This window comes from Pseudomonas sp. DR 5-09 (assembly GCF_001655595.1).
Lineage (GTDB): Bacteria > Pseudomonadota > Gammaproteobacteria > Pseudomonadales > Pseudomonadaceae > Aquipseudomonas > Aquipseudomonas pharyngis.
The window spans coordinates 2,237,575-2,255,132 of the sequence record NZ_CP011566.1; the positions used below are offsets into that span (position 1 = coordinate 2,237,575).

A 17,558-nucleotide genomic window follows, 5' to 3' on the forward strand; every position below is an offset into this window, starting at 1 on the left:
GGGCGTCAAATTTTAAAGATATTTCTTGAATGTTGCGGCGATGATCGCCGTTGTTATCCCCAACATTGCGGCGCACGGTAAAAAAATAGCGAGTGGATTGAGCGAAAAGGGGAGAGACAGATAAATGATCCAGGGCACGAGCAGCACTGTTGTCACGGCTCGTTTAGCACGATGGTAGACAAAACTGCTTTCGCGACCTGCCCCAAACTTGCGCAGGTCGCGTCGCATCAACCCATCGACAAAACCAGTAAACGTGGTCATTAGAAACAGTGGGGCGGCCAGGACCAGAATGGTAAGGCGTACCACGAAGGTAAAGGTCACGTAAACTGCGGCCAGTACGAAATCCTCAATGCTCACGTAGAGCTGGTTGATCCAGCTCGAGAAGCCGTTGCTTTGGTTCGACACCCGCGCCTGCCTGGCAAAATCCGCAAAACCGGTCTTAACCAATAACAATTGATTGAGAAAGTCCAGCCACTGGACAATCGTCTGCCCAGGTTGTTGGAGGATGACAGAAGATTTGAAGTGCTCGCTGAGCCATCCCAATTCACTATTCAACATTTCCTGGCTGTGATGCCAACCCTCATCGCCCCAGACCAGTAGCAGGCCGGCGAACTCGATGAGGATCGAGAACAGCAACGAGGCCATCAGCGCACCTATGATGCGTAGGACCAGGCCAATCGCCGAGATGATCAGTCCTGGACGTTGGATCGGTTGTGGCCGCGTGTTCTGGGCGGCAGTCGCCATCGTTTACTCCATTGGGCACCGTTGAGTTGATGCAGCCACGGCTCCTGCCGAATACGTGTTTGCTGAATCGAAACCTGTGGCGGGGCCGGCTAACCCACCTGATCCAGATCGAAGTTTGTTGTTGGACCGCCACCGCTTGCGCTCCACCATTGCCCTGTCTGCGCGTTGTAGCTGGCCCGCATTCGTTGGGTAAGCTCCTGCAGGTCTTTAGGCATGGCATCGTCGTTGGAGGGTTTTGGCAGCGGCATGCGGACTTTCCAGAGCTGCCCCCCTGCCTGGAAGGAGAACATTTGCCCCTTGGGCAAGCTGACGATGTGAGCAGGCTCGATCAGCGGCACGCTGGTGCTGCTGACACGGTCCTGTGAGGACGAGGTGAAGTCCGTGTTGGCCTCCGGATCGGAGGTGTCGGTTGCACCCGAGACCAAGGTTTTGGTGAGCACATTAACCTTGGGCAACTGCTGGGTGAGCAGTTCCGCGGTTGCGGTTTCGCGCACCCGCAGCATCTGTAGGGTGTTGAAGTTGCCGACCACTTGGCCGGCCTTGGCCCGGTTGCCGATTCGTGCTTCGATATCGCTGAGGGTTTGGGTGTAGGCGGTTACCTGGATACCGGCACCGCCCCCCTTGTTGATCAGCGGAATGAACTCATCGCCCATCAACTCGTTGAACTCATCGGCATGCAGGTTGATTGGCAGTTTGTCACCAGCGTTGCCAGATTGCGGTAGTCCATGGTCAATGCCATGTTTGTAGATATGTCCCGCGACCGAGACCAAGTCGGCGAACATTGAATTGCCCACGGCGGCGGCCACTTCGGCATCAGTCAGCGCATCGAGGCCAACGTAGACGATGCCGCGTTTTCGGATGATCTGCATCCAATCGAAGATTGGCCGCGGGTCATCTAAATCGGTGTAGTTGGGCGCCAGTAGCTGGGCGGTCTTGCCGGTGGTAAGTTTCTCCAGCAGCGGCAGTAGCGAGGCAACGATTTTGTCGAAGTAAGTACGGTCATATCGCACCGCCGATCGCAGTCCGTCCATGACTGGATCAAATACCCGTTTGGCCGCCAGGTACTGCTCGATGGCCACCACACGCTTTTCGCGTCCCACCATATGCCGGGGAATGTTTTTCTCGTTGAGCTTGCCTTCAAGTTGGACAATCACCTCCCAGGCCTTCGGGTCGGTCTTGGCGAAAAACTGCTGAGCGTATTCGATGAACAGCGCATCGATATTGACCACATGTCGTTGGATCTGCAGGTAGTCCGGACGTCGACCCAACTCGATCAAAGCCCGGGCAATGATGTTGACGAAGCGCCAGGCGAACTCACGGAAGGCCGCCGAGTTACCTTCACCGCTGAGCTGCCCGGCGATACGCGACGCCACTTCCGAAATGCGCCCGAAACGTCCTACGGCGTTGTAACGCGCAGAGATCTCTGGCCAGCCTAGATGGAAAACATAGAATTCCTTTTCCCTACCGGCGCGTTTGGCTTCGACGTACATGCGCTTGAGCAGGTCGGCATCACCCTTCGGATCGAAGACAATCACTACCTCGTGTTCGACGCGGTGAATGTCCTGGGTGATGTACACCTCGGCGAGTCGCGTCTTGCCGACGCGTGTAGTGCCTAGCACCAGGGTGTGTCCGACCCGTTCGCCTAGTGGCAGACTGACCTCCTTTTCATTGGGCTCGACCCCATGCAACAGTGGCGAGCCACCTACCGGGGGCAAAGGGCGCAACGGATTGAAGGCACTGTCCCAGGCGGTGACACGGGCCAATGTCGAGAGCGGGAACGGTGCATGCTCCAGGCGCCATTCGAGTCCACGGGCCAGACGGTAACAGGTAGGTTGGTCGACATAGTGGGCGACCGCCGGATCCTGGGCCTCCACCAGGCGCTGGGTGTGCAGGCGGGTCCAGCGAAATCCGCGGCCCATGAACAGACGCTTGCGGCTGATCGGAATCTGTCGACTGGTCAGCTCGTAACGGGGCAGCCGACGGATATTGCGCCGATAGCGCAGCACCTCCCAGGCTTGTCGAAGCCTGATAAGGCCGAACAGGGCATAGGCCAGCGCCGCAACCAGCCCAATCTCGGGTGACAGGGCCACAGCCCAGGGCGAGTACACGCACAACACTGCGGCGGCGATGCAGATCGCTACGGTGTACAGCTCCACCGCTGGCCGGAGCTTGGACTCCATCGCATGCTCGGCCATGACCTGACTCACTGTTCCAATGAGCTGGCAGTGATCAAGACGGGGTAGTGCTCAATCTGCAGGCGGGCGGCGATGTCGTTGCCGTTGACCGGCAGGATGGTGATGTTCGGAGCGGCTGCTCGAATTCGGGCCAAAGCTTCGGTATCGGCCACCTCAACGGCCAGGCCTGCCGCACCCATTTCCTGCAGTTCAGTCGCGCGTTGACGCAACCAAGCCAGGGAGTGGGGATCCTCACCGACCAGGAAAAATGGCCGTAAGCCCGGCATGTTCAAGGCGCGAGGCGTGATTTGGCCGGGGCTCAAGTGAGAGCTGCGGACGGGTAGTATCCAGGTTTCATCGGCAAAAATGGACAAGTCCGCATGCATGGCCCGATCAGGCTGGATCTTGTTGTTTAAGGGCGGTCTGGCAACTTGAAAATGGGGGTGGGAGAAGTCGCTAGGCTGACCCCCGGCTACGGTCAGTCCCGGTTGTGCAAAAGGTGCGAAAAGTAGGATTAAATAACAGGCGATGGGGGTTCGCTTCATGGTGGTGTGCCCTGTTTGAAGGAAACCAGCAAGCGTTCAAGTTGCCGGGAAAAACCTTCGCGGTAACGTGCGGCCGGCGTTCCTCCTGCCGGGCGGTGATAACGTCCAGCAGCCAACACCCAATCGCCGGTGGCGGTATGATGCTCTTGTAGCAGCGCGGCGGTGACGGCGAGATTTCGGTAGGGGTCGAGGGCTCCACAGGGACTGGAAAAACGTTGTCCGTGGTAGCCCAGGTTGGTTTGCCCAAGTCCGGCGTCTACCCGCTTGGCGTCATACTGAGTGAGCGCCTGGAGCAAAGCGTGGCAGGCGGCATGGCGGGTGGCGAAGCGGTAGGGTATTCCGGCGATGTTCAGGGTCCAGGGCCAGGGCAGCAGTCGACCACGGACATGGATACCACTCTCCAGCAAGGTAATTGCGAACAGCACCGTAGACGGGATGTCGGCGTCATGCGCCGCCAGTTGGTAGGCAGGCGGCGGAAGTTCGTCAGCCTGGGCTGCGAGCATCATCAGTATGAGTGCAATACCACTTAGTCGAGGCGTTGCCATTGTCCATTCACCTGTTGAAATGTGGCGGGCAATGGCCCCGGCGCCCCCAGGCTGAACCAGCGACCACGGTCATGGTTCAGGGTGATCTGCCGGCGTTGTACCTTGGACGGATCGATGTCTGCTTGCCGAGCCCAGCGACGGACGCGTGCATCCTCGCCTTGGCTGTCCACCAGGTAGATATCGAACGCCGTGTCGCTGCTTTGCAGGCGTTGCGCTTCGGCGGTACACGCTGTGCAGTGGTCCTCCACAAACAAAGCAGGGCGCGGCACGACCGATGAGCTGGCAGGGGACGGGGATGCCATGCCCTGGATCGGCAGCAGCCCGGGAAACAGCTTGACCCAGGCCGCGGTGTAAGCATTTTGGTAGGCCAACTCGCGCTCGGCGCGTTTGGCTTCCAGCGCTACCTGTAATTCGGCATAGCGCTGGCGCTCTTGGTCGGTCTGGGCCTCAACCCCGAGGGCGGTCAACGGATCGAGGTTCGGGCTCCAGAATCCGCGTGGGCCGGCTTGGATCTGTTCGAAGTGTGTCCACTCCTGCTCCGTGAGCCCCCAGCTTGCGGCCTGTTCAGAGTGCGAGCGTCCCAGCGGAGTGGATTGTGTGTCCTGGATCCGTGACCGTGTCGTGGCAGGGGTGCCCATCGCAGCGCCTATGGCCAGTAGCGACGCGAGACAAACGACGGGGAGTAGTGGCACTCTGTTCATGATCGCTTCTCACGGGAGTTGCACGGTCTGGTCTGGCTGAGCGGCCACCGAGAAGATGGCTGAGTGCGGCTCAAGCACTTTCAGGTGCCAGGCTCCGAACTGCTCGCCGGCATGCAGCAGCCGAACATCTATGAGAGAGCTACTGTCATGAGGTGCGACTGCCAAAAAGCGCTCACCCCCGCGGGACTCGACACCCAACACTGAGAACGGTGGCGATAGCGGGACGGGTTTTGGGCGAGCCGTCTTTTTCGGCTTGTTGGCGGAAGAGGTTGGCGGTGGGAGGGTTAGCTGAGTCTTGAGCTCCAGTAGCTGCTGTTCGACGTGCTCAAAGCGTCCGCTTAGAGTTGTCAGGTCTTTCACGGTGGCGCGGTCTGCCAGACCGTCGCGCATCTCCTGTATCTCTTGCGCCCACTGATCTAGCATCGGATCGAGGGTGTTGGCCTGTTGCTCACCGGTATCGACCATCTGCTTCAAGTCTTTCAGCGCGTACTGCAGTTTCTCCTGTGCGTCCTTGAGCGCGCTTAAATCACGTTGCAAGGTGTCCAAAGTTTTTAGGCGCTGGGTGTTCGTACTCTGTAGCTCTGCCATGCGCTGATACTGGTTAAACAAGCCGCCGCTCAGCCCGGCGACTGCCAGGCAAAGTAAGCCAACAACGATGGTTTGAAACGTCGAGGCTTTCATGGACGTGCCTCCGCCTGATGGGACGAGTCTGGTGTAGCCCGCACGATGCCGACATCAGCTTTCTGCTGTTCGAAGCAGACCGAACGGCTGACCTCATCGGTCGTGAGTTGCCAGGCGGAGCCCGCCAGTACCTGTAGTGCGCTGCGTAACGCAATCGGGCCGAGCCGGTAATGGGCAGCAGGCAGAGGCCGAGTGAAAAGTGTCTTTACTGATTCGGTGGTAGGGCAGAGCGAATAACCCGAGCGCTGCAACACGTAGTGCATCGCCTCCTGTACCGAGGGATTAAGGTTGGACGGTATGCTCAGATCAATTATTTGAGCGAGAAGATCACGTTGCTTCGTAGTGGGCTCTGTACTCACCAGGGTATAGCGCCCATAACGGATCTCCGCCGGATGGTTTGCTTCGGCCGGGCTCCTTGATAATTGGGTCCAATTGGAGCCACTGTCGATCTTTGGATTAGTCGGCAATGGGGTGGGAATTTGCGCGCTGCAGGCACTCAAAAAAACCAGCAGGCAGACAGGCGTAAAAAAACGCTCCATGAAAAAAACCTCATGTCAGATTCAGTACAGAACCTGACATGAGGTGAAGGAGCGATTCAGTGAGAAATCCGATTTATGGCAGGTCGTGTTAACGCTAAATACTTTGCTCTGCATCATAGATAGCTAGTCCATCCAAGACAGCAGCGTCGGGGTCGAAGATCAACAATCGCACATCCGCCAATGCCGCCATATACAGTACGTTGACCAAGGCTGCCGGCGTACCAGCATCGAGTTGCTCTTGCCTCAGCGATGAGTAAGAACAGTCCTCGATTTTTACCAGGTTATCGTCTGTCCAGGGCGTGCCGATCAGCTTACACCCGATGCCATTGCAGTCCTTCAGGACAAAGGGTTCGAACAGCAGCCCGGTTGGGCTAGAGTCGAAATAGCCCGCCCGGTGTTTCAAGTAGCGCAATGCTTCTTCAGTGACGTGTGCGGTGCTGATCTCCCAGGTTCGACTGTAGTGTCCCGTCTCGAAGCTTACGCGACGGATCACGGCTTGGGCATCTTCCAGGGAGTACAGATCGCCGACATGATGCCGCTCGTTGAGCATTTCGCCCATCACGGCATAGATCACTTGGCGCACCAGTCCGGTGGACTGACAGCATTCATTCAACTCATCCGGAACGGATTGACCTTCGTTGATCAAGGCGAAATCGTCATTGAAGATGCAGGGGAACAGCTGCAGTTCATCGTCGGGCAGATGGACCTGTGAGTCGTGCAGGGGGCGAAAGCAGGGAGGGTAGTTGTTTTCGTAGGTGATCAGTAGCAGCCGTTCGATATGCAAGTTGTCATAACCGCGAGCAAATGGGTTTGAAGCTGGGAGCAGGGCTAGGGTTTGGTTCATAAGGGTTCTCCAGAATTGAAATAAACAAGGCGCCCGTAGGCGCCTGTGAGGGTTAAAGCCAGCCGTATTCGGCAAGGGAGAGCGGGCGACCTTCACCCACGATGAAGTGATCCAGTACGCACACGTCGATCAAGGCCAAGGCCTCTTTCAACCGAGCGGTCAAGACGCGATCCGCCTGGCTGGGTTCCGTACACCCTGAGGGGTGGTTGTGAACAAAAATGGCGGCCGCAGCGTTATGCGCGAGGGAACGCTTAACGACTTGGCGAGGGTAAACGCTGGCGCCATCAATGCTGCCGTGAAAGAGGATTTCGAACGCCAGCACCCGGTGCTGGGCGTCAAAAAAAATCACACCAAAGACTTCATGGTCTTGGTGCGCAAGACGCAGTTTTAGGTAAGCCGCTACGGTGTCCGGCGACGTCAGGATAGGCCCGCGGGCGAAAAGCCGACGATCCAGAATATGCAGTGCTTCGTCGATCAGCTGGTTTTCTTGGACAATGTGATCAGCCTCGAAATCCGAGGTCTCAATCAGTGTGAGTGGGGTGCTCATGGCGCTACCTCCGAAGGGAATAATCAGGGGGTACACGCCCGAGGGGAGTAGTATCCCCAGGGTGGATGTGGAGTTGCAGGCGTTTGCAGGTGATGTAGGGTTTACAGCCGAGTGTATCGGTGGCGTTGACCGTGCATAGGTGAACCACAACTGTCGCAAGGCAACGGAGAAAAGGCTCTTATGCCCCAGCCGGTTTCGGGATCGAAGTCGGCACTGATGGGCATTAGGCGAACCAGCCCACGATGTATCGCGGCGATGCGTTGTTCCATCTCATCCGGCGAGTGATACAGCGATAACGTGCTGTAGTCCTTGTAAGCCGCACCGAACAGGCAGTCGTCGCAAAGCCAGAAGCATTCCATATTGGTTCTCCTGTGCTAGTTGAAGAAAAGGCGCTCTATTGAGCGCCTTGATGTAAAACATCATGGATTGTTCAGGCGGACTGAACAGCACGTGTGGCGACACGGCGGGCCGTGCGGGGAGTGGTTGGAGATTCAGGTTCAATCCTGGCCTCTGTAGGGTTGTCGGTATCCTCCGCTTCGGCATCAGCCGACGTTGGAGAGGGTTCATTGATCGGCGCTGGCTCAGCAGGTGCTGTTGCTTCCTGCCTGGCGGGCGCTTTGTATTCGAACTTGCCATTGACCTTGATCCAGTCGATGAACAGCAAACGACCTTTCAGACTGGCGCCCGGTTGGCCTTGTTTATCGCCTTTCTCATAGAGAAATGGGTCGATCCACAGGTCACCAATACGGAACGACAGCAAGACCTTTTTCTCGGCTCTGACGGCGTCCATATAGAGACGAATCAAGCGGTCAGCTTCGCCACCAGCGACTTTGCAATCAAAGCGGGTGTACTCCACTGCATCAGTGGCACCATGCAAGGCTGCGATATCGCAGGCCATGAATGGCTGACCGCGGCGGACCTGTACTTCACGAACACGGTTGAGGTAGCCGATACCGACGGTGTGCAGGTTGAAGTAAGAGGTCGCTTCTTGGGATTGGTTGGCGTAGGCCATGGTGGTTCTCCTGTTTCAAGGGAAAACGGCGACGCACAGCCCCTGACGGGAAAGTGAGCCCCCGTCAGGGTGGGTAAGGTGAAGTCGAGCGATGAACGACTCGCCACCGGCAAGTCGATGACCATCAGAATGAAGCTTCTGGGTGAGTAGCTGTGCAGTAGAGGAGCGTCTGCAGTGGTAACCCGCAGGCACGGAGTAGTCGGCATCCATCACCGCTGAAGCGGCAACCGCGCGAGCTTCCGAACGCTGATCGCACTTGGGTAAACCACCACGAACGTGGCGTGCCTTGAAGGTTTTGGCTACCTGGGCTGTCAACGACAGCGAACCACGCCCTTTGTATAAGCCTGTCACAGGGGAGCGTCAAGACGCTACAACCCGATTTTTTAAGGCCGGAATACGGTGGTAGTCACTGGAATTAAGAAAATGAAAAAAAGAAGAGTGGGCCTGGCGATGTGCCAGGCGAGGTAGAGAAAAACCACCTTTGACGGTCTTACGCAGTCGACAAGCTCCTCGCAAAACTTGGTTTGACTGCGCCATGATTCGCCAACCGACCCTTGTCGTGGCCTGGGTCGGAATATGCTGGCACGCATCCGCGCACAAAGGGTGCCCTTTGTTTCCCCGGTGGGCTCCGGGACTGAATACGATCGCAGAAGCGGATGACCGCTATTGCCGGATAGAGGCAACAGTGGTCATCCGCCACCACAATCAGGTCGAGCAAAAAACGGGAATTAAATTCCGCAGAAGAGGAGGCTCCGAACTCGAAGAGTTCGACCGAACTGCCCGGAGCTAATCGGTCTTGGGTCGCCGTTGGCGGTTATCCAAAGCTACTACAGCAAAGAGGTCAACACGACGTCAAGCCTGCAGGCCCCCCTTCATAAGGCGCTACGTTGAGCACGATGAAAGAGGTTACTTGCTGCCGAGATGTGCGGCCAACTGTTCGACGGTTGCCAAGATAAAGGCACGGTCGCTTTCTTTCAGTCCACTCAGCAGGCCCGCGATCATCTGACCCTGGTCATTGGGGCGATTACTCGAGGCCGTCAGGAGTTCGTCCATCCGGCAATCGAAAATGTCCGCCAGTTGCATCAGCTTGATCACTGAAAGCTCCACTACACCCCGTTCCAGGCGCGAGATAGCTTCGCTACCGATCCCTAAACGTTCAGCCACCTCTTCCTGAGTCAAATTACGCTCGCTGCGGTGCTTCGCGATCATGCGCCCGATTTGGGCTTGGGTTGGATGTTTATGTGCCAAGTGATGAGTTCTCCAGTTCAACCCGAATGGTTGAGCAAAGACCCGTTGACATGAACATCCTTAAAGGTTGAGTATCGACTCATTGGGTTGATATAGCGACTGAAATAGCTGAGTATCGCGACGTGGTTTCTGTCCCTTCAGGGATCAGAGTCCAGATTGGTTGGTAAGAGCGACGGTCTGAAAGGACCATGTTGAGGGATGGTTGAACATGGAAGATGAGAGAAAGGACGTCATGGATCTGATTTGGGATCGAACACTGGAGTTGTTTATCAAGATTCATGATTGCCCGGATAACCCCGAACACTTCGAAAACCTTGTTCTTTGGCTCAACGAAGATCCTGCCCACCTAAAAGCCTTCAACGAACTGGGGCAGATATGGATTTCGACAGGCATCGCTTTGGCCCGTGAAGTCGGACAACCTTTGATCGATTTGGAGCGGGATCAGGCGCCACTGATGATGCACTGAGCTGTGTACCAACCCAACGTGCTGTTGATTTCAACCGAACTGTCATGGGCGTCACGTCTCTTATCTAATTGGCGTAGTACCCTTGCAGTTCGGATACTGTGAGCATGACCAGAACGGCCCAGATTTGCCCTTTCGCTTGATCATTGAGGCATTGCAAATGGGGCAGGCCGGTCCGGCTTTGACCGCTATCGACAAGGTGAGCGCACCACAATGTTCGACCAATTGCGCGATCCATTTCGCCTGCTTTGTGACAAACGCATCCAAGGTCAGGCGTCCCGCTTCTATTTCGTCAAGCGCCTGCTCCCAAATCGCAGTCATGCCAGGATCCGCGACTGCAGAGGGTACCGCCTCGATCAGGGTATGGGCCGCCGCCGTGGCCGTTAAGGCGCGTTTTTTCTTCATCAAATAACCGCGATCAATGAGCCCTTTGATAATGCCGGCTCGTGTGGCTTCGGTTCCGATACCGGTGGTGTCCCGAAGTTTCTGTTTCAGGCGTGGGTCGTTGACAAGCTTGGCGACGTTTTTCATCGCCTTGATCAGATCACCCTCGGTGAGAGGTTTAGGAGCGGCAGTTCGCATGGATTTGAGTTCGACATTGTCCACTGCGCACTGCGTGCCCTGTTGCAAGATGGGTAAGACTTGGGATTTGTGACTGGGCTCATCCTCCCCGGTGTTTTCGGAGAGCGAGCTTTTCCAGCCCTGGACCAAGATCAGTTTGCCCACAGCGGTCAATCGTTCTTCGCCACACGCCAGTTCGACCTGGGTCCGATCAAACTCATGATGCGGAAGAAACTGCGCTAGGTAGTGGCTACGGATCAGTTCGTAGACATGGCGTTCTTGCTCGGACATCCGCACCAGGTTTGCCGGTTCGATGGTGGGGATGATGCCGTGGTGCGCAGTGACCTTGGCATTGTTCCATGCGTGGGAGCGCAATGACTGATCGAGGTCCTCGAATGCAGGTCTGAGTGCAGGATCCGTTTTGAGCAGGGCGTCTAGTACCGCGGGAGCCTCGTTGAACATATTCTCTGGCAAATAGCGGCAATCGCTGCGCGGGTAGGTGGTGGCTTTGTGGGTTTCATACAGGGCTTGGGCGATGTTCAGGGTTTCCTGGACGCCGAGCCCCAGCTTACGCGAGCAGACTTCCTGCAATGTGCTCAGGTCGAAGGGCAGGGGCGGCGGTTCTCGGAAATGCTCAGTATGTAACGAGATTACCGTGGCGGACTTCTCGTCGGTGATTGTTTGGACCGCGTGATGGGCAAGCACTTGTTGTAGGCAACGCCCCGACTCGTCCCGTCCTGAGCATGGCGGTAACCACGACGCGATGAATCGCTGGCCCATCGACGATAGGTGTACCTCAATGTTCCAGTAAGGTACCGGGACGAAGCCGACAATCGCACGATCCCTATCGACCACCAGACGTAAGGTGGGTGTCTGGACGCGCCCCACTGACAAAACGCCGTCGTAGCCTGCCCGCCGACCAAGAAGGGTAAACAAACGACTGAGGTTCATGCCGATCAGCCAGTCGGCACGGCTGCGGGCGAGGGCCGAGTGATAGAGCGGGAAGGTCTCCTGACCAGACTTCAGCGAGGTCAGTGCCCTGCGAATCGATGCTTCGTTGAGTGCGGACAGCCAGAGGCGCTGAACAGTGCCTTGGTACTGGCAGAGCTCCAATAATTCGCGGGCAATCATCTCACCTTCGCGGTCGGCGTCGGTTGCGATGACAACGGTGGTGGCTTCGCTGAGCAGGCGTTTGATGATTTTGAACTGCGCGGCAGTCTTGGGTTTGACCTCCACTTGCCACTGCGCCGGAATGATCGGTAGATGATCCAACGACCAGTTCTTGTACTGAGTGCCGTAGGCTTCAGGCGGGGCCGTCTCCAGTAGGTGGCCGATACACCATGTGACAGTTGTCTCGGGGCCGATCAGGCAACCATCGCCACGCCGAGTGGCTCCGAGAACCTTGGCGATGTCACGACCCTGGGAAGGTTTTTCGCAGAGGAACAGGCGCATAAAACTACTCCGGATTGAGTTCGGAGCAGCGTTGTTCGAAGTAGCAGGGGCGAGATATGAGAAACCTGAATGGCAGGTTCCTCATATTAGTCGGTGAGGGCGGCCTTGAATGGGCTGAAGCTGCTACCTCATTGGAGCGTTCGTAACTGGGTGGGGGCTTCATGAGCAGCGAGCAATGACAGGCCAGGCACTTCGCGCAAAGGCGCAATTTTTATGCCTGAAGTCGTTCAGGCCTTAGGCGATTGCCCTCTGTGTTTCTTGGGTTTCGACGTCGGCGAGCTGACCTGTTCAGTATTTTGAGCGGCCGTCGGTTCACTGGAGCGTTCCCGCATGACCACGCTGTGCACCCTGTGAGGCAGGATGCCGACTCGACGGGCCTCGATCTTGAAGGTCACCCGTGCATTGTCTTCGCTGTCCTCCCACTCATCGCGCACCGTACGACCTTCGACCAGCACGCGCATGCCTTTCTGGTACAGCGTGCTCCAGTGTTCAGCCTCACGGTGCCAGAGCTCAACCGGCGCCCAATAGCCGCCCCGATCTTCATAGCTGCCCTCGCGTGGGATGTGGTTGTCGAAGTACACATTCAGCCGTAGCAAACGCCGTGGCTCGTCATTGCCTGAGGCGAACTCCTGGAACTCTGGCGCACTGCCGATATTGCCTTCGCCGACGAAAAAAGTACTCATCGTGTTGTCTCCACTGCGGGTGTGAACTGGCGCAGCAACTGTTCGGCACTGGCCATTTTGATCGCGCAGGTCGTAGCCTGGCGGTAGAGCGAATGCACCACACTCATCTGAAGGTTTAGTGCGATACGCGTGCATTCGAAACGGTGCAATTCCTCTCGTACGATCTGCGGCAATGCTTTGTTGGAGATCTGACGTTCCCAAACCGCCACACCCATGCGAGAAAAATCACGGGTGCGCCAACGCAAAAAGGTGCTGCCCGCACTGGTCTTCTGCAGCACCAATCGTATCTTCAATAGCGAGTACGGCGGATCCCCGGCTTGCTGCACGACAGCCTCCATCAGGCGACATAACTGCGCCTCGATTTCCCTCGCCACCTGCGCCAGGTGCTCCAACTCCCCCTTACCCTTAAAAGGTTTTAAAAGGCCTTTTAGAGAGGCAGCGTGTTCGAGCTGCCGATAGGCATCCGGTGTCAACGCTTCGAAGGGCATTGGTTGAATCGGGGTCATGGGATTCATGCATCAGCCTCCGGCTCATCTACGCTCGCAGACGGCCCGTCCACTACCTCTGCCAAAGCGTCAGCGTCATCCACTACTACAGCACCACGGCGAATGATCGGCGGCGCAAACTGAGAACGGCGATGACCCTCAAGGATGTCCATCGGGGGCAATCCATACTTCTCCACAGCCGCCAGGGCGCGGGCATTATTTGTGGCCATATCATCGCGTGTAACGCCGGCATGTCGATAACGTTGCGCCTGACCGAATAGGCTGCGTAACAGGTGGGCGCCGTCGTCGATCCAGGCTTCCATGACTCTTCGGCCGATCAAAGCCGTGTGATGGGCCAAGAGGGTATGGCGGACCAGCGTGTCGTAGTCGGTCAGCAGGTAAACCGCCAGAAAACCCAGCTGACTGCCGATGTACAATGGCAAGGTGACGGGGTGGATGTTGAGGTTGTCCCCCATATCGATCTGTGTCGGCAGATCCTGTCTTATTCGGTCTAACTGTTGAGTCAGTTCCAGCATCCCGGCCTTTGCTTGCATCAGTTTTTCTTCGAGCTGCACGATGGCCCAATCTGCATAGGGATCGTCCTGGGCCGCAGTTTGTTTGATCAGGTTGGTGACACTGATGTAACCGGCCATACCCATGATCGAGTGGACGCCTTCGCGTGCGGCTCGACCTTGCCAGATACGGGCTGCATGGTGGGTATGCAGGGTCAGGGTGATGCTGCTGCGCAATGAGCCCAGATTGAGTTGATAGTGATCGGCCATGGTGTTGTCCTCGCATAGGCTTGGACGGGACGTTGCGACAGATGAGGGGCAAGGACAGCCAAAAAGCTGAATGCGGTCTGTTCGGTTTGGTGAGAGAGGGCAAATGCCTGACGTCTACGTTTATTGGAAATACGCCCAGGCGTTTCCCTAAACGCTCCATGGTTCGGTCCGATATTTTCGTAGATTGGAACTCTATGGATTTGATGCCACTGGCATCAAATCTACTGACTTCCACTGCCTCCACGCAGTTGGCGCAGCTCATTTAGGCACGCTTGGGCGAGGGCTGATGCAGGTTCGCCCTTTTTTCGAGAAGGCCGCGAGGGGACGGTTGGGTGCGGCTCTGCGACGGGGGACGGTTCGACCTGACTTGCCCAAGGACGAAAGTCGCCTTTCAGCGCACGCTGGATCAGGCCCATCAGATATGCCGCCGGCTTGCGTATACCACCGGCCGCACAGCGTGCCCCCGCTTCGTTAAGCACCGCCTGCTGATCCGCTGGGTTGAGCTTGTTCAGCTCCACGGCGACGGCCTGACGTTCGCTTGGGGTCAGGCGCAGCGAAGTGGGCCAATGCAGGTTATCCACATTAGAGGTCGCGCGCGGTACTGTACATTTACTTTCTTTTACTACAGTACAGGCAGCGTTCGGATTCCGAACGGTGCTGGAAATGTTAGGGTTCGAGCCTGATTCGGAATCCGAACGAGGGCCTGCACGATTCCGAACGCGGTGATCTTCCCCATGTTCGGAATCGTTGAATGCATCACCGGGTGGCTGATCCAAGCCTTGCTGCGCCCACTGTTCGCCCCAACTGTCCAGCCGCGTTGGTAACCGACCCTGATCGATATTCGTGTCCTGTCGGACCTCCTCCACAATGTGCTGAGCGACAATACGCAAGGCCTTTGTCGCATGTCCGAGGGCATGTCCGACCAGTTCTAGGTAATCCTGATCGAGCTCCATGGCTTCGGCGGGGGTTAACGGTTCATCGTGCAGAACATACAAAGAACCTTGTAGCCGCCCGCTGATTTGATCGCGACCGCGGCTAACCAAGCTGAGCCAACGAGTGAGCCTGAGCATCGTCAACACGCGGGCAATGGTTTCACGCGAGGCTGACGCACCGTAGGGCACGCTCGAGAGGTAAGGCTGCAAATCCTCATAGCGCGGCGTGACCACGCCCTGGCCTTGCAGCATGAGTCGAAATACCTGCCAGGCATTTCGCTCCAATGGCGTCAGCCGATTGTCCAACAGCAGCCGACGTGGCACGATTTCGTGTGATTGGCCACTAAACAGAAAGCCAGCCTGTAGAGCCTGGTTGGAGGGCTGTTCAGTGGTAGGGCGTGCTGGCCAGCGCTCATGCAGCTGCTGTGTGCATTGCTGCAGGACACGTTGCCAGCGACTGGAAGGAACAGCGTTCATGTTTTGTTGCTGTAATGGTCGATTTGCTGCCAAACGATGGTCAAGCTGATCTGCTGTTCTTCGGCAAGCATCATCATGGCATCGAGTTTATCCTCGGTGCCGTCTTCTGTTCGTATTTGGCACCAACGTTGCCACAACGCATGTTCCTGCGCTTCGCTCAAATGTTGGGGGCGGCCTTTACGGGTTTCTATCTTGAGTAGACGCCGGCGCATGGCTGTTTCCGAATGCGCCAAGCCAAAGCATTGGTACATGATGGTGCTGCTGGCGCCGAGCTTGAGTGCTCGGTTGATCAACCGTTCGTTCTGTTCATCACGTTCAGCTTGTTCTATCAAACGATGCAGCACCGGCGAGTCAATCTTGACCTCAAGCCAAGGGACAGTGGCGTGGGCCAGGCGCGATAGCGTGGTCGGTGGTAAGGATTGCAGCACGAAGATGTCATCCTCACTCAGTCCAAGTGCCTTGCAGCGTTGCAGGTTGCCCAGGCGCAGTTCGTGCAGTACCTGGGTTAGCATGGCTTGATTGAGCATATTGAAGGACAAGTTCATCTCAGCTCCTCCGCTGAGTTTTTGTCTTCAGAGATGAGTGTTAAGTCGATTAAACGCCGGGCCAGGCGGATCAGACGAAACAGCTTGATTAGCAGACTGTCAGGCAGTCGCTCCAGCCCCACGTCCGTGACTGGTCTATCTGGTAGAGGGAGTTGATAGACCCCCAGCAACAACTGCCCGAACAGTGCGGAGGGGATTTGCTTGCGGTCCTCCCAGTTCACCTCGTCTTGAGCCCGCAACAGGGCCAGGAGCATTAGGTGAATGCCGGTCGAGCGAGGCGCTGAAAGATCAAGTCCCTTAATGTCTAGGGTGAAGCCCAAGCCAAGCTTTTGATCAATGATGCTCTTGGCATCTCCGGCATAGGCCGCCATTTCCCGAGCCAGTCCAGCAATGGCTAAACGCAGTTGTTCTGGGGTATCCAGCGGTGGTGTGATGATCCAGAGGTCGTCGATTGGGCAGGTTTCGAATGAAGACTCCGCTTCGGTAATGATCTCGCGATCGATTTGCTCACGAATCTGTTGAACGCGTGATAGGTGACTGACCGCAGGTAAAGTATTTGTTTCGGGTGCGTTGAGCCGTTCTTCTGAAACTGGCTCTATCTTGCTCTTGGCATCAGTTGATTCGGGTTTAGTGTTGGAGGAGGGCAACTCTGCCGCAGTTTCATGCACGCTTGGCCGATGGCTGCTTTCTGAGGGCGTGGTGGTGACAGCCCCAGGCGTGGAGACGACCCGTTGGGTATCGCTCAGCTCTAGGGCCAGCATACGGTAGGACTGTCCGAGCAAGTGGCTCATGCGTTCGAGCAATTCGTCCTGGATCTGCTCAAGATCAAAGGATTCAGGATCGCCATCGAAGTAGCCCATAGTCTCCAGCCAGAACTCTGCAAACGCGACTGTGGCAGTTGGATAGCGGTTCCAGGTTCGCTCAGCCTGACTACGTAGACCGATCAGTCGTTCTATCTGAGGCTTACCCAAGCCGGCATACAAAGTTTGTGGAATGGCGGGTAATAAGTGTTCGAGGGTGTCCAGCATCCGGCTGATATGCGACTGCGAAACCGGATAGCCTCCAGCGGCAAGACGTCGAGCCAGCTCCCGTTGTGAGAGCTCTGGGCCATCCGACTCAAGCATGGTTTTGAGTTTGGCTACTGCCAGGGCCCTTTCGATGAACGTGAGTTGGCCGTGCAGGTCGCTTTCCGCCAGATGGCCGAGTAGGGCGTTGGTTTCATTGCTCCAAGGTCGGAACAGGCAGTGAATCCGAAAGAAACGCTCGTCGCGAGTTTCCTGCCACAGCTCGCCGAGAATCGCCAAGCGCGTATTACCGCCGTTGCGGATGATGAAAGAGGTTTCACCCGGGCGGCGGGTAATTGGTGGCGGTTGATCTAGCCCGCGTTCACGGATCGACGCCTTAATATCGTCATAAAGCGGATTACGGATGAAGCGTGGGTTGTGCTCGTAGGGGCGTAACTGTTCCAGAGTGACTAGCATGGGAGTGTCGATGACTGGATCGGACAGTCGCTCCAGTCCAGGACCTTGAGTGAAGTGGTCCTGGTGCAGCTTGTCGGTGATTTCCTCCTGACTGAGCTTCTTCATCGCAACCGCCTC

Annotated in this window: 20 protein-coding genes; 1 reads left to right on the top strand and 19 read right to left on the bottom strand. The window is 56.8% G+C overall.

Annotated features, from left to right (window positions below; translation table 11 throughout):
• Window positions 1-12: 12 nt before the first annotated feature.
• From PDR5_RS10010 to PDR5_RS10065, 12 genes are all read right to left on the bottom strand, one after another.
• Window positions 13-744: a TIGR03747 family integrating conjugative element membrane protein gene (locus tag PDR5_RS10010; RefSeq protein WP_064594944.1), complete on the bottom strand. Its 732-nt coding sequence runs from the start codon at window positions 742-744 to the stop codon at window positions 13-15.
• Between the two features lie 89 nt (window positions 745-833).
• On the bottom strand, window positions 834-2,939 hold the full coding sequence (gene traD / locus PDR5_RS10015; protein WP_064594947.1) for a type IV conjugative transfer system coupling protein TraD: 2,106 nt from the start codon (window positions 2,937-2,939) through the stop codon (window positions 834-836).
• Between the two features lie 8 nt (window positions 2,940-2,947).
• Window positions 2,948-3,463 carry an integrating conjugative element protein gene (locus tag PDR5_RS10020; protein ID WP_064594949.1) on the bottom strand — a complete coding sequence of 172 codons (516 nt, stop codon included), beginning with the start codon at window positions 3,461-3,463 and terminating at the stop codon, window positions 2,948-2,950.
• On the bottom strand, window positions 3,460-4,008 hold the full coding sequence (locus PDR5_RS10025; RefSeq protein ID WP_064594951.1) for a hypothetical protein: 549 nt from the start codon (window positions 4,006-4,008) through the stop codon (window positions 3,460-3,462). The genes PDR5_RS10020 and PDR5_RS10025 overlap by 4 nt, the downstream gene beginning before the upstream one ends.
• Window positions 3,990-4,709: a TIGR03759 family integrating conjugative element protein gene (locus PDR5_RS10030; RefSeq protein WP_064594953.1), complete on the bottom strand. Its 720-nt coding sequence runs from the start codon at window positions 4,707-4,709 to the stop codon at window positions 3,990-3,992. Before PDR5_RS10030 ends, PDR5_RS10025 begins: the two co-directional genes overlap by 19 nt.
• Window positions 4,710-4,718: 9 nt before the next feature.
• On the bottom strand, window positions 4,719-5,390 hold the full coding sequence (locus tag PDR5_RS10035; RefSeq protein WP_064594955.1) for a hypothetical protein: 672 nt from the start codon (window positions 5,388-5,390) through the stop codon (window positions 4,719-4,721).
• Window positions 5,387-5,929 carry a PFGI-1 class ICE element type IV pilus protein PilL2 gene (pilL2, locus tag PDR5_RS10040; RefSeq protein WP_064594957.1) on the bottom strand — a complete coding sequence of 181 codons (543 nt, stop codon included), beginning with the start codon at window positions 5,927-5,929 and terminating at the stop codon, window positions 5,387-5,389. Before pilL2 ends, PDR5_RS10035 begins: the two co-directional genes overlap by 4 nt.
• A 94-nt stretch (window positions 5,930-6,023) precedes the next feature.
• Window positions 6,024-6,773: a DUF5983 family protein gene (locus PDR5_RS10045; RefSeq protein ID WP_064594959.1), complete on the bottom strand. Its 750-nt coding sequence runs from the start codon at window positions 6,771-6,773 to the stop codon at window positions 6,024-6,026.
• A 52-nt stretch (window positions 6,774-6,825) separates the two neighbouring features.
• On the bottom strand, window positions 6,826-7,320 hold the full coding sequence (radC, locus tag PDR5_RS10050; protein WP_064594961.1) for a RadC family protein: 495 nt from the start codon (window positions 7,318-7,320) through the stop codon (window positions 6,826-6,828).
• 101 nt (window positions 7,321-7,421) lie between these two features.
• Complete coding sequence (locus PDR5_RS30060; RefSeq protein ID WP_064594963.1) at window positions 7,422-7,679, bottom strand: hypothetical protein; 258 nt, start codon at window positions 7,677-7,679, stop codon at window positions 7,422-7,424.
• Between the two features lie 71 nt (window positions 7,680-7,750).
• The gene (locus PDR5_RS10060; RefSeq protein ID WP_064594965.1) at window positions 7,751-8,332 is read right to left on the bottom strand and encodes an STY4534 family ICE replication protein; all 582 of its coding nucleotides are present in this window, start codon (window positions 8,330-8,332) and stop codon (window positions 7,751-7,753) included.
• Window positions 8,333-9,238: 906 nt separating this feature from the next.
• Window positions 9,239-9,580, bottom strand: coding sequence for a helix-turn-helix domain-containing protein (locus tag PDR5_RS10065; protein ID WP_058425999.1), 342 nt, complete (start codon window positions 9,578-9,580; stop codon window positions 9,239-9,241).
• A 208-nt stretch (window positions 9,581-9,788) separates the two neighbouring features.
• Here PDR5_RS10065 and PDR5_RS10070 point away from each other — a divergent pair, with 208 nt between their 5' ends.
• Window positions 9,789-10,046, top strand: coding sequence for a hypothetical protein (locus PDR5_RS10070; RefSeq protein ID WP_064594967.1), 258 nt, complete (start codon window positions 9,789-9,791; stop codon window positions 10,044-10,046).
• Between the two features lie 60 nt (window positions 10,047-10,106).
• Here PDR5_RS10070 and PDR5_RS10075 read toward each other — a convergent pair whose 3' ends face one another.
• The 7 genes from PDR5_RS10075 to PDR5_RS10105 form a co-directional block, all read right to left on the bottom strand.
• Window positions 10,107-12,056, bottom strand: coding sequence for a DNA topoisomerase III (locus PDR5_RS10075; protein ID WP_064594969.1), 1,950 nt, complete (start codon window positions 12,054-12,056; stop codon window positions 10,107-10,109).
• Window positions 12,057-12,283: 227 nt separating this feature from the next.
• Window positions 12,284-12,739 carry a single-stranded DNA-binding protein gene (locus tag PDR5_RS10080; RefSeq protein ID WP_064594971.1) on the bottom strand — a complete coding sequence of 152 codons (456 nt, stop codon included), beginning with the start codon at window positions 12,737-12,739 and terminating at the stop codon, window positions 12,284-12,286.
• Entirely contained in the window at window positions 12,736-13,254 is a 519-nt protein-coding gene (locus PDR5_RS10085) for a DUF3158 family protein (protein ID WP_064594973.1), read from the bottom strand. Before PDR5_RS10085 ends, PDR5_RS10080 begins: the two co-directional genes overlap by 4 nt.
• Window positions 13,251-14,006 carry a PFL_4669 family integrating conjugative element protein gene (locus PDR5_RS10090; RefSeq protein ID WP_064594976.1) on the bottom strand — a complete coding sequence of 252 codons (756 nt, stop codon included), beginning with the start codon at window positions 14,004-14,006 and terminating at the stop codon, window positions 13,251-13,253. The genes PDR5_RS10085 and PDR5_RS10090 overlap by 4 nt, the downstream gene beginning before the upstream one ends.
• Window positions 14,007-14,227: 221 nt before the next feature.
• Window positions 14,228-15,415, bottom strand: coding sequence for an STY4528 family pathogenicity island replication protein (locus tag PDR5_RS10095; RefSeq protein ID WP_064594978.1), 1,188 nt, complete (start codon window positions 15,413-15,415; stop codon window positions 14,228-14,230).
• A complete protein-coding gene (locus tag PDR5_RS10100) occupies window positions 15,412-15,960 on the bottom strand; it encodes a DUF2857 domain-containing protein (RefSeq protein ID WP_064594980.1) in 549 nt (182 codons plus the stop codon). The genes PDR5_RS10095 and PDR5_RS10100 overlap by 4 nt, the downstream gene beginning before the upstream one ends.
• Complete coding sequence (locus tag PDR5_RS10105; RefSeq protein WP_064594982.1) at window positions 15,957-17,546, bottom strand: ParB family protein; 1,590 nt, start codon at window positions 17,544-17,546, stop codon at window positions 15,957-15,959. The genes PDR5_RS10100 and PDR5_RS10105 overlap by 4 nt, the downstream gene beginning before the upstream one ends.
• Window positions 17,547-17,558 lie beyond the last annotated feature (12 nt).